At 34.6% G+C, this 11883-nt stretch carries 9 protein-coding genes and 4 pseudogenes; 9 read left to right on the plus strand and 4 right to left on the minus strand.

Translation table 11 applies throughout. The annotated features are described in order from the left end of the window. Positions 1 to 109 precede the first annotated feature (109 nt). The 3 genes from merR1 to MKY20_RS25400 are packed head-to-tail and all read left to right on the plus strand — an operon-like array spanning position 110 to position 1488. Positions 110 to 505, plus strand: coding sequence for a mercury resistance transcriptional regulator MerR1 (gene merR1, locus MKY20_RS25390; RefSeq protein WP_019379929.1), 396 nt, complete (start codon positions 110 to 112; stop codon positions 503 to 505). Positions 506 to 561: 56 nt separating this feature from the next. Next, a complete protein-coding gene (locus MKY20_RS25395) occupies positions 562 to 1020 on the plus strand; it encodes a putative iron-sulfur cluster-binding metallochaperone (RefSeq protein WP_019379930.1) in 459 nt (152 codons plus the stop codon). Between the two features lie 9 nt (positions 1021 to 1029). After that, on the plus strand, positions 1030 to 1488 hold the full coding sequence (locus tag MKY20_RS25400) for an NUDIX domain-containing protein (protein WP_019379931.1): 459 nt from the start codon (positions 1030 to 1032) through the stop codon (positions 1486 to 1488). A 275-nt stretch (positions 1489 to 1763) separates the two neighbouring features. Here MKY20_RS25400 and MKY20_RS25405 read toward each other — a convergent pair. Continuing rightward, positions 1764 to 3614 (minus strand): annotated as a pseudogene (locus MKY20_RS25405) (Tn3 family transposase); the annotation flags it as partial. Between the two features lie 237 nt (positions 3615 to 3851). Between MKY20_RS25405 and MKY20_RS25410 the strand changes: the two are divergent. Both MKY20_RS25410 and MKY20_RS25415 read left to right on the plus strand, forming a co-directional pair. Beyond that, the gene (locus MKY20_RS25410) at positions 3852 to 4640 is read left to right on the plus strand and encodes a cupin domain-containing protein (protein WP_159868069.1); all 789 of its coding nucleotides are present in this window, start codon (positions 3852 to 3854) and stop codon (positions 4638 to 4640) included. A 340-nt stretch (positions 4641 to 4980) separates the two neighbouring features. Next, positions 4981 to 5109: pseudogene (locus MKY20_RS25415) on the plus strand (DUF421 domain-containing protein); the annotation flags it as partial. Positions 5110 to 5194: 85 nt separating this feature from the next. Here the strand turns inward: MKY20_RS25415 and MKY20_RS25420 are convergent. After that, positions 5195 to 6111 (minus strand): annotated as a pseudogene (locus MKY20_RS25420) (ferritin family protein). 356 nt (positions 6112 to 6467) lie between these two features. Between MKY20_RS25420 and MKY20_RS25425 the strand changes: the two are divergent. Continuing rightward, positions 6468 to 7262, plus strand: a complete 795-nt coding sequence (locus MKY20_RS25425) for a DNA cytosine methyltransferase (RefSeq protein WP_341003697.1) — start codon at positions 6468 to 6470, stop codon at positions 7260 to 7262. Between the two features lie 647 nt (positions 7263 to 7909). On the opposite strand, the pseudogene MKY20_RS25430 reads toward MKY20_RS25425, so the two are convergent. Both MKY20_RS25430 and MKY20_RS25435 read right to left on the minus strand, forming a co-directional pair. Continuing rightward, positions 7910 to 8137 (minus strand): annotated as a pseudogene (locus tag MKY20_RS25430) (LOG family protein); the annotation flags it as partial. 649 nt (positions 8138 to 8786) lie between these two features. Then, entirely contained in the window at positions 8787 to 9383 is a 597-nt protein-coding gene (locus MKY20_RS25435; RefSeq protein WP_341003699.1) for a TetR/AcrR family transcriptional regulator, read from the minus strand. A 96-nt stretch (positions 9384 to 9479) separates the two neighbouring features. Between MKY20_RS25435 and MKY20_RS25440 the strand changes: the two genes are divergently transcribed. From MKY20_RS25440 to MKY20_RS25450, 3 genes are all read left to right on the plus strand, one after another. Further along, the gene (locus tag MKY20_RS25440; protein WP_341003700.1) at positions 9480 to 10193 is read left to right on the plus strand and encodes a GAP family protein; all 714 of its coding nucleotides are present in this window, start codon (positions 9480 to 9482) and stop codon (positions 10191 to 10193) included. Positions 10194 to 10217: 24 nt separating this feature from the next. After that, the gene (locus MKY20_RS25445) at positions 10218 to 10439 is read left to right on the plus strand and encodes a hypothetical protein (RefSeq protein WP_341003702.1); all 222 of its coding nucleotides are present in this window, start codon (positions 10218 to 10220) and stop codon (positions 10437 to 10439) included. A 102-nt stretch (positions 10440 to 10541) separates the two neighbouring features. Further along, positions 10542 to 11693, plus strand: a complete 1152-nt coding sequence (locus MKY20_RS25450; RefSeq protein WP_341003705.1) for an acyltransferase family protein — start codon at positions 10542 to 10544, stop codon at positions 11691 to 11693. Positions 11694 to 11883 lie beyond the last annotated feature (190 nt).

Consider the following 11883-nt stretch of genomic DNA (forward strand, 5'->3'; position numbering starts at 1 on the left):
TTATTGAAAAATGGCAGTTTTTTTAAGATAGTAAGATCGATTAGTAAATAATACTTTTCTTGACCCTGTACTATGGTACAGGGTTTATACTATATATGAGGTGAGATAGATGCAATATCGTATTGGGGAACTGGCTGAGAGGTGTGGTGTTAACAAGGAGACCATTCGGTATTATGAGCGTTTAGGTTTAATTCCAGAACCTAATCGTACCAAAAAAGGATACCGAATGTTTTCCCTACAAACGGTTGATCGATTGAATTTCATAAAACGGATGCAGGAATTGGGATTTACCTTAAATGAAATTGATAAATTGCTAGGGGTTGTCGATCACAACGAAGCAAAGTGCCGTGACATATATGATTTCACTGTTCTTAAATTAGAGGACATCGAGCGTAAAATTGAAGATCTTAAAAAAATTGAACAAATGTTGATAGACCTTAAAGAAAGATGTCCTGAAAACAAAAATATTTATGAATGTCCTATTATCGAAACTTTAATGGATTAAGAAAAGAAAGCAAAAGAATTTTTATAGAAATAATAAATTGTAAAGGTGGAAGAATGATGGAAGATTGTTGTAGTAACGTTAATGAAATAAAAATTGATAGTAATGGTAATTGTCCATCATGTAAAAATAAAGCTAAAAATGTAAAATTGATTACACTAAAATCATTACTTAAACCATCTGCATTAGAAACATTAAACGCTAAAGAAAATCACTATTTTTGTTCAACTGAAGACTGTGATGTAGTCTATTTTGATACGAATAATAAAAAGTACCTTGTATCTGACATAAAGGTAGCCGTTCATCAAAAAGATGGCTCAGTAACTACACCAATTTGTTATTGTTTTGATTGGACAAAAAAAAAAATTAAACAATATTCTGAAGAAGGAATTCCCCCTAATCCAGTAGAACATATTCGTGAAAATATAAAAGAAAATCGGTGTGGGTGCGAGATAAATAATCCTCAAGGTAGTTGTTGTTTAGGAAATGTTACAAAGTTCATTAATCAATTTTCGTAGGAGGATTTTATGGATTATTGTGAAAATATGAGGGAAATGATTGGAAATTCGCCTTTGATAATAGTACGACCAAGTGTAGCTATCATGAATAATCAAGGAGAAATTTTACTGAATAGATACAAAGGTGGAACATGGAGTGTTCCCGGTGGAATATTGCAGTTAAATGAGTCAGTTGAGGAATGTATTAAAAGAAATGTACAAGATGATTTAGGGCTAACGATAAATTCATTACAATTATTTGGTGTTTATTCTGGTCTGGATCTCTATACGAAGCTAGAGGGTGGTGAAGATGAGTACCACATCGTCGCAATAGGATATTTATGTACGGACTATGAAGGTGAAGTAACGCCTGATGCAAATCAAGCAATTGAAGCTGAATTTTTTAAATTAGAACAGTTACCTGAAGAAACAGACCCTTTTATTAAGAATAAGTTGGTTGAATTAAAAGGAAAACTTGAAAAAATATAATGTAAAGGTTAATTCTTATGTTGTTCCGACATATCTCTTTTCTCTTAGGATAAAATGTTATTGCTACCCCTAATTGTGCAAAAGTGTGTATTAGTAAAATAACTTAGGGGCCTTTCGCAATACCTTCTCAATTTTCTGATATTAAGCAATCAGGCGCGATTATTGAATAGATGGCTAACGACTTTGAATCGTTAGTCATTTTTAAATCATTCTTTAAATACATGTCTATAATGAAAGAACACACTTAAATTCTAACTTTTTTATAAAAGGTATTGATAACCGGCCGTGTCTGTATAATGCTCTTCTATGTTTAGATCCGTCTCATGGTGCAACAAACCATCCAAAACATGAATCGCATCCCTTGAATTTGTATGAATAATCTTTGTGTAGTAAGAAGAGAATTGATCACTAGTAAAACGGTAGATGGTGGCTCCTTTTCCGGTTCCATAATGTGGATTTGCATCTGCATGTAGTGATGAAACACCTAGCTGCATTCTCATACCGTCTGACGAGGATGTTGTACCGTCTCCCCAATAGGAAGATAATTGTAATTTGTGATGAAAATTTACTAATACGGCTTGGGCTTTATTCATTGCATCTTCATACATGCACCATTGAGATGCATTGGCTAAATGCTTATATGTAAGTCCGGGTGTTGATTCAGCCATCTTGCTTAAACCTATATTCATTCCCATTCCTAAAAGGGCAGCCAGAATAATAATCGTTTCTTCTTTATCCGGTTTTCGATTATTGGAAGCATGAGTAAATTGCTCATGAAATCCTGTTATATAAGCAATATCCATCAGTAAATCGGTTAATTTTATTCTTGGTAGCATTTGATAAAGGCTTGAACTAAACTTTTTTGCTTCTTCTGGAACATCTTTTTCTAAGCGTGCAAGTGACAGCTTTCCTTTTTCAAGAGAAACTCCGTCTAACTTGTTGAAATTGGAAGCTAACCACCTTAACCTTTCGTTAAGGTTGCTGGCTCTCTCCTTCATATAATCTTCGAATGATAAACTAACTGATAATCTCATATTTTCCTTCGTTTGGTTCCATGTATCTTCTGAAAACAAATATTCCTCAAAATCTCTATACTGTCTGCTGCCAACAATGGAAACATCTCCTGCCCGTACATGCTCCCGAAGTTCTGTTAAAACAGCCATTTCATAGTAATGACGATTGATTGTTGTACCATCATCCTCGTATAAATGCTTTTTCCAGCGTTTTGAAATAAAATCCACAGGCGATTCATCAGGCACTTTTCGCTTTCCGGATTCGTTCATTCCTCGGATAATCTTAACAGCTTGTAAAAGAGGCTCATTTGCCTTTGTAGAATGAAATTCCAATACCCTTAATAGCGTATGCGTATATTTTCTAAGTGAATAAAATCGTTTTTGCAATAAGTCTAAATAATCATAGTCAGCAGGACGTGCAAGCTCTTGAGCTTCTTACACCGAAGAGACAAAAGAATTCCATTCAATAACGGATTCTAAAACCTCAAAAACGTCTAAATTTTCCTGTTTTGCTTTGATTAAAGCTTGTCCAATGTTCGTAAAGTGTATAACTTTCTCATTTAGCTTTTTACCGTTTTGTTTTTGATTTTCCTCTTGAGCCTTACGGCCTTTTGATAACAGACTAAGTATTTGTCTGTCATGTATTTCAAAAGCTTTGTCCGTTAGCTCCTGAGTAAGATGTAATAAAAAGACGGTTAATATCGAATATCGTTTATTTTCTTGAAAGTCTCGAAATGCATAAGGCTCATATCTTGAACCTAAACGAGATAGCTGTAACAGGCGATTGCGATGCAAATGACTAATTTTTACCGTCTCTAATTCTATTCCCCGTATGTATTCGAGTCGTTCTATTACTTTGAGAAATGTTTCGGGTGAAGGATGACCCGGTGGTTCCTTTAACCAACCCAATATCGTTTTATTGGACTCGGATGGATGCTGCGAAGTAATGATCTCTTCAAGTTTTACTTTTTGCTCATTTGCTAGAGACTGACTAACTGTATTAAATAGCTTTTTTTCAGCCATTGTTCTTGCCTCCCACACCATTCTCTCAAGTGTAGTGATAGCAGGCAGTATGATTTTGTTTTTTCTTAGAAAGTCGATACATTCATGTAGTCAAATGGACCTGCAATGGGATGCTTGAGCCGATGTGTCTTGAAAGGGACTAGCACGGTTCTCAGGGGAGGAAGGGGCAGTGATGCCCCTAACTTACCCGACTTAACTAGAATTGTATAGAGTATTCATTATTTCTTTTAGCCTTGTTATTTGCCCATTATTATCCATTTTGTATACCTATAATTAGGCAACTGCATAAGATGAAAAGGGAAATAAAAACATAAGAGGAGAATGAGTATGTACCATAAATCATCCTATCACCATCAATGGCATAATCCAATGTATTACAACTGGAATCCACATTATTATAATTGGAATAATAATTATTCGAATAACAGCGGAAATTCTTATTTTAGAAACAGCCAATTGAAGGATTATGGGCCAAAGCCATTTGTCGTTAATATCAATGAAGCAACGAAGCAAAACAATACGTATCGTACTGCTTTATGGACAGGACCACATTTACAAGTTACTTTAATGAGTCTCAATGTTGGCGAAGATATCGGTTTGGAAATACATCCTGACGTTGATCAATTCTTACGTATTGAACATGGCCAGGGAATTGTTCAAATGGGCAAGAGGAAAGATAATTTAAACTTTGAAAGAAATGTCTATGATGATTCTGCAGTAATGATACCTGCTGGAACATGGCATAATCTAACTAATACCGGCAATATTCCACTAAAACTTTACTCGATATATGCTCCTCCTAATCATCCATTTGGTACTGTTCATGTTACCAAAGCAGATGCATTGACTGCAGAAGAAGGATCCGATCATGGCAATGGAAATACATTTGTTTTTGGCAGGACTCCAGATGAATGGGTACAGTACACAGAATTTCTAGTAAAAGAAGGGTTAGAGGATGTTAAAAGAGGAATAAATGCTACACACATTCTTCAAGAATTTATTCTAATGGGAGTTCTTGTTGGGAAAGGGTATTCTCCTAAAAAAGCATATGAAACAGTAGAAGAATGGGAACGTACAGGAAAATCTAAACTTCTTCAGCAAAGCAAAATTATGTAAAAAGGATTTTCTAAACCGGGCTGTTGACAAACTAAAGAATCCCATTACCGGACACAACATATTGTAAAATGAAAAAGAAGATGAACACTACATTTAGTAGATATTCATCTTCTTTTTTGCTTAAAGGGGTATTTGTAACAGCCCTTAAACGAAGATCCTTTTTTATTACCAATAACATCGAAAATGTAAATTAAATTGTATAGAGTATTCATGTGTTCCTTAGAGTTAAATACTACAAAACCTGAATATTAATTTAATATTGACCACAAGTTAAAGATAATTGCAATTTAAAAATGGAGTGAGGATATGTCAGAACATTTTGATCCTAACTAATTCATGGTTACAATCAGAGTTAAAAAAACGTAATTTGACACAAAATGATGTTGTTTATGCAGTTTTGGCAGCTAATGGTAATGTATATATTGATACATATAGTGATCATATTCATTCTCCGATTGATAAAGAATAATCTGTTCAGATATGGAGATTAAAAAGAATACTAGGGGACGAAGTTCATATCCCCTAAAATATCTAAAATGATGTTATAGAAAATTTTAATTCCGAACAAGCCCTCTTTCAAATGCTGCAAGATGATTCAAAGAGGCATTGCGAAGTTGAGAAAAAACGGTTCGAGCATCATTAGGAATATTAAGTGATAGAAACCTTTCGTACATAGAAATATTGTCTTTTTCCCCTTGAACTCCAGCAGTATATGCTGCCTTAATACTTTCTGGAGTTGTAACAAATGACTGAGATTTATCTTCAGGTAACGGTACCTGATAACGTTCAAAAAGTGGTAATAAAGCATTTATATGCCTCAATTCAGCCTCTTTTATTTGTGCAAATGTACGAATATATCCAAAGTTTCCTAGAATATTATCATATCTTGCTTGAGCTAAGTATTCGTCTTGAAGGGCATAAGTCAACATTTGAGGTAAAGTTAATGAGTAAGCACTTAACGCACCCTTAGCACCGTAATTTTCAGTTTGCCTATTGGTGTGAGTTACCTTTAGATTTTTTGAAAAAAAAACAAAAACCATACAGCGTGATTATGTTCGTCTGCGGCTGCTCGTCGAAATCTATCTTTAATAAATGGATCATTCGCTTTATCTGCTATATCTAAATAAAAATCAACGGCTTCTTGTTCATCTTTAAAAGCAAATTCGATTCCTGCTCTATACTTGTTTGGGCATTCCTCGATAATTTGATAAGATGGCTTTTTTCCTGTTAAATTTGTATAAATTTTGCTGAATTCCTCGAGATGGCGTTTTTCATCTTTTTGTATCTCAAGTATTTTGTTCGTTTCATCCTTTGTAGGTGCCATCTTGGCTAACCTCTCATAACATGCAACAGCACTATACTCCGCATTAATTGCTTTCTGAATATCATTTATAAGTTGAATGTCATTTGGCATACGATAATAATCATTATACTGTGGACTATAATGATAAAAATATTGATTTGAATACATGATTGTCCTCCCTCTGTTTAACTATCAACTTATCTTATGCTTTGTGTATAGGTTGGTGTGTAATTTCATATCTTGTTCTTGTGCTAACAGGTAGCTTTAGTTGAATAAATCCACAAAAAAGTCGGTCCTTTACGTAGAGGAAATCAACTTTTTTAGATTGAAATTTGCTTAACGTTGTAAATCCGCATTTTCCTGATGCTACCCCTTACAGGGAAAATTTGAACTGGAGGGATAACAAATGAATCTAAAGTTAAAGTAAGTATTATACTGTATCAAAAAAAGGGAAGCCAGAGAAACCTCGACTTTTCCTTCAACATCTTGTATGTGAAGCTGCCGGTTTTAAGGTGAAAGGTGAAGTGTATATTAAAATAAATGAGTTAACCGAAGAGGTAGTATTGCAAAATTTTCCGTTTGAAGATGGAGAAGATGTTCATACTGTTCATGTGGCTTGTAGAAAGAGCAAGATAAGCGGAAAAGAACGGCCTCTAGTTGATACTGCCGGAGATAAATATTGTTCTTTTCTTGATATTAATCAAAAAATAGAAGTTAATGTTTATAAACAAGGCAATAAAGGACAGGTAATTATACGTCCCCTTGAATATAAGTTATTTGAAAACAGCACAATACCAACTCCGAGAAACGAGCGGATCAAATTATTATCTATTTGTGCAGGAGCTGGTGTGGGAACTAGTGTTTTGGAGGATACAGGATATTTTTCCGCTGTTCAAGAGATAGAATTAGAGGATGATTCCGCTGAAGTATTACTTCATAATTTCCCTAATTCGACGGTTTTTTGTGGGGATCTAAGGGATTGTCAAGATGTAGCTGAAGTTGATATGGCATTCATTACCGCTCCATGCAGCGAAAATAGTAGTTTAGGCTTCCAAGAGGGTAATGTAATGAATGATTTAGTCCTTGCAACTGCAAAAATCATTCAATCCTCAAAAGCTGAAGTTTTATTCTTTGAAAATGTTCCTCAATACTATAAAAGTAATGCCTGGGAATCGCTAAAAAATCTATTAAAGGATGATTATCCATTCTGGGGTCAACTGATCAAGGAGAAAAGGTACATGGCTTCTCAACTCCAGAAAAATATGAAGCATATCATCAAAAAGTTACAGAGCGATTATCTAGTCAGTCAACAGGTATAATGGCAAGACCAACTTATTTATATGAACATACTTCGGGTCATGGATATGGAAGATCATTAATTGCGTATCCTGGAACTCAGGTCACTTCTCTGAGTACTGCATGGGATAACAGAATATCTGCTGTATCTGTAGCTCCTGGTTCTTGGATTAGGCTCTATCAAAATCGTTATTATGGTGGTCGTTATTTAACTCTTGTAGGTTATCCAAACAAATACTTTACCACCAATTTAACTTCTTGGGGAATGTCTGGTACTACTTCTTGGAACGACCAAGTCTCATCTTATCGAGTTAGATGAGAAAAACGGTAATGTCCACGAAAAAAAGGGAATCTTAAAACAACCATTCAACATTTCTGTGTTTGGATGGTATCATAAACTCACAGTCCTAATTATTGATCTTAGTTCAACAAACAGGCTACTTTGTGAATAATCAGTCACCTAAAACTTCTAGAGTAAATTATTATTTGTTTATTTAACCAGAGGAAAGAGGAATATGAAGTTTAGAAAAACCTGGGACATTATGCATCATGATCGAAAGGTTTTAATGTCCTTCTATGAGCCTAATTTCTCAATTTTAATGTTGAGAAATTAGGCTTTTATATTTACTTAATGCAAAATAGCGTTTAAATGGTATGCAATATATCTCCTAAAGTGACATTCTAATGTTCCTGGTCCACCTGGCAAAGCGACAAAGCCATCTACAAGCTCTTCCATTTTAGCCTTTCTCTCAAGCATAGATTCGACAACTATCAGCTTGGATAATCTTTTATGCGATATTTCTCTCTGCTCTAAAAAACTAGGCATAATTCCAATAACTTGTCTACCTTCATCTAAGACAGAATCCGCAATTGCTCCCATAACACCAACACTTGCTCCACAGTGTTCGCATGATGTGGCTAGTGCAGGGTTACGGACTAAGCTATCGCATGATTAATCGCTTTCGTTCCGATCCCCTCATTGAGATATTCTACAGGAAGTTTTGTAAGAATGATGAGAAAATTGACATTTACGCGATATTAAAGAGAGTTTTATTTATACCGGAAAAACTTATCATAATCATCAATTTGATCCGGACTTATTCCAGTTTTATTAATCGCTTCTTGTTGAAATGAATTATTGCAACTTTTACATATATAATATTTATTTTCTCCTTTTTTGATTTTATAATATTGTGAATCAGAATGATTAATCGTAAATTTATTTTTGCAGAAAAAACATATAGTATCCAACATATTTTCACACTTCCTATCAGATTTTTATTGAAAAGTAACTATTTTTTAAACCTATGATTAAAAATGTGAATTTTTCATCTAATTTACTGCCATTCTAAAATTATTTATTTTTAACTTAGTTACAAGCTTATCCGTGAACTGTATTTTTACTAAAAATATGACGGCTATGCCTGTAATGGAAGGAAAAGCTGTAATATACTAAAGCCTACTTCATGCAACTGTTCAACAAAATGCCCCTTTGAAGTGCATCTCGTTATAACACAAATGGACTATAACTTCAGATACATGATCAATTAACTTTCATCGCAGAGTGTTTCTAAATGATAACGGATTACTTCCTTCACCTTTTCTGGAGTGTAGACATCAGGTCTTAACAGAGCATGAATGGACAATCCATCAATTAATGCCGCTAGCCTACTTTTTTCTAATTTTACATTAGTTGAATCAGATAAAATCCCTTGTAGGACTAATATCTCAATCATTGAATTTGCTAATTCATACATACCGTTAGTCATTTCATCTTTTTTTTCTTTTAATGTATCACTTGTAAGTGACTGAAATGCAAGGATCAACCAAACGCTCGTTTCGATTTTCTTTTCTTCATCAATTGGTACAAGCTCCAATAAAACTTCTGCGACTGCCTGCAATGGATTGTCTGACCAACTTTTACTTTGAGAACGTTTTTTCCCTTCTTCCAGGTAATAATCCATGATAAATAATAACATTTCATCCTTAGTTGAAAAATAATGTCTTAACGCTCCAGCAGACATGCCTGCTTCAATAGCAACTCTTCTTATAGATGCCTTTTCGATTCCCTCTTTCTTAATAATATTCCAAGCGGCCTCAGCAATTGACTTCCTCTTTTTTTCATGATCAACAATCCTTGGCATAAAAAATCACTTCCTTTTCTTAACACAGTGTGTTATTATAATTTTAACACACTGTGTTATTTAAATTATAACATATAAAAAGGAGGGACTCTATATTTGATCGAAAGTATTGAAGCATTAATGCCTTCTTCAACAATAGACACATCGATAGCTTTGCTAATTATTTCTATTTGCGCATTAATTGATATATTAAGTCCTGGTGTACTTGCTGTAACAGCCTATTTATTATTGACACAGCCTAATCAATTATCTTCTCGTTTGCTTGTTTTTTTGTTTATTACGCAGTTTGGCTACTTCATCATGGGCTTATTACTATACTTTGGTGGAGATTCACTATTGAAAGGAATCGGAAAATTATCTGAATTTGACTTTATCAATTGGTTTTATCTCCTTTTTGGAGCAGTTATGGCTCTAATTAGCTTCTGTAAACCAAATGATAATACAAAAAAACGTTTAATTTCATTTATACCCCAAAAAACAACGATGAAAGGGATGATCATGTTAGGTATCATTGTTTTTCTAATTGAATTTGTAACTGCTTTGCCTTACTTTTATACGATTTTGTTAATGAATCACCTAACAATTGAGCCTTCCTCTTCTATCTTTATTATAATTGGCTACAATGTTGTAATGGTGCTTCCTTCTCTTCTTTTGTTAGGGGTTAATATTATGTTTAAAGAGAGACAGCAACAATTTCTAAATAAAATTAGATCAAAATTAAATGAAGCTCCGATTTCCTCACTCTTGGTAGCGATAGGAGTAGTAGGTGCGGTTTTTTTTAATATCGGTCTTAGAGGCATATTAAATTAAAAAATTATTAATGAGGTGTTCATCATGAAAGAAATTATCAGTGGACTTGGTCTACTTTTCGTTATACAGGGAGTAGGCGGATTAATCAATCATTTGACTAATGGTGGAAAAAGTTGGTTTTTGGTAAATTATATTGATGCGTTTCAGGGATTTGAAATTGTTATGGACATTATATTTATTATAGTTGGCGGGATCATAAGTTTAGCCTCTTGGAAAATAGGCGGATCAACTAAAAGTGAAAATTAAAATATAGAGCAAATAGGACGGATTATACATAGCCGTCCAGCTTGGCGGATGCTCCGTTGAGATATATTTTTAAATATTAATAGGGGGAACATAAGAATTATTATGAATTCAAGACATATAGGGAGCTCGTCTCTCCAAAAGGAAGGTCGGTTATACTTTATTGATAACCTAAGGGCAGCTCTTACAATGTTAGTAGTGCTACATCATTTAGTGTATTTTTCCATCTATAACGAAGTATTATCACAAGGGTCTATTGGGGTTGTTATGGGCCTTCTATTCCTTGCTTTTAATCAGACTTTTTTCATGGGGACGTTTTTTCTTATTTCCGGATATTTTGTTCCTTCATCTTTTGAACGTAATGGAGCGACCCGATTTATCAAAGATAGATTCATCCGGTTCCTAGTCCCGTTTATCTTCTACGTTCTCATTCTTAGCCAAGTTCAATCAATTGAAGTCTATATGCTTAACCAGGAGCCATTTACATGGCAAACCTATTTTTCAAATTTAACCTATGGCCCGATGTGGTACGTCGAGCTACTTTTCGTATTCGTTTGTTTATACGCAGTCTGGGCGAAGTTTATGAGTAAAAATAAGCTATCAGTAGTTCGTCAGAGTACGCCACCCACCTACAGGATGTTTACAGTCTTTGTCATGATATTAGCAGTAGGATACTTCATCATAAGACTGTGGGTCCCTGCTCTTGATTTACCCGGTGGATCTCCCGGGGTTCAATCATTTGTTGGACTTTTTACAGCAAGCGGCTATGATCTCCCACAATATGTCGGGCTATTCATTTTGGGCATCATCGCTTACCAACGCAATTGGTTTCGAAATACTCCTGATTCTATGGGTAGAGCGGGTTTTGGAATTGCAATTGGAGCATCGATTCTTCTCCTTCCCTTAGTCTTGATATTTGGGGTAGACGGATTACAGTTTTCTGGCGGCTGGAACTGGACATCTTTGGTTTATTCTCTTTGGGAAGCTCTATTTTGTGTTGGCATCATTCTCGGATTAATCATATTCTTTCGCAAAAGAGTTTTTCATCAAGGAAAAGGTTGGAGCTTCTTGTCAACCCATTCCTTCGTGATTTACATCATTCATATACCGATTATCGCTATTGTTATTGCTGGATTGAAGGTCATCCACTTTCCACCATCCTTCATGTTTCTAGCTATGATTCTGATCACGATACCACTTTGCTTCTTGTTAGGTTATATAATTAGGCAGATTCCCTTTGTGTCAAAGATTCTTTAGGGATGGTGAGTTTTAAAGAAATAAGAGGATACGACGATAACCATATCTGCCCTTATGCTTCTCAAAAATAGAACTAATGAGCCTTTTCTACTTTGGATTTTTATCTGAGTGCTTAAAAGTATTAATTTTATAATAATAAGTGTTACGTGGAATACCGGCAATTTTGAGTAATGCCTTCACAGGATAATCG

It is taken from the genome of Cytobacillus sp. FSL W8-0315 (assembly GCF_038002905.1).
In the GTDB taxonomy this organism is placed as follows: domain Bacteria; phylum Bacillota; class Bacilli; order Bacillales; family Cytobacillaceae; genus Cytobacillus; species Cytobacillus pseudoceanisediminis.

Excerpts from the sequence above, each read along its gene's own strand:
- merR1 (WP_019379929.1), top strand. The coding sequence starts at position 110 with ATGCAATATCGTATTGGGGAACTGGCTGAGAGGTGTGGTGTTAACAAG.
- MKY20_RS25395 (WP_019379930.1), top strand. The coding sequence starts at position 562 with ATGGAAGATTGTTGTAGTAACGTTAATGAAATAAAAATTGATAGTAAT.
- MKY20_RS25445 (WP_341003702.1), top strand. The coding sequence starts at position 10,218 with ATGAAAGAAATTATCAGTGGACTTGGTCTACTTTTCGTTATACAGGGA.
- MKY20_RS25400 (WP_019379931.1), top strand. The coding sequence starts at position 1,030 with ATGGATTATTGTGAAAATATGAGGGAAATGATTGGAAATTCGCCTTTG.
- MKY20_RS25410 (WP_159868069.1), top strand. The coding sequence starts at position 3,852 with ATGTACCATAAATCATCCTATCACCATCAATGGCATAATCCAATGTAT.
- MKY20_RS25450 (WP_341003705.1), top strand. The coding sequence starts at position 10,542 with ATGAATTCAAGACATATAGGGAGCTCGTCTCTCCAAAAGGAAGGTCGG.
- MKY20_RS25435 (WP_341003699.1), bottom strand. The coding sequence starts at position 9,383 with ATGCCAAGGATTGTTGATCATGAAAAAAAGAGGAAGTCAATTGCTGAG.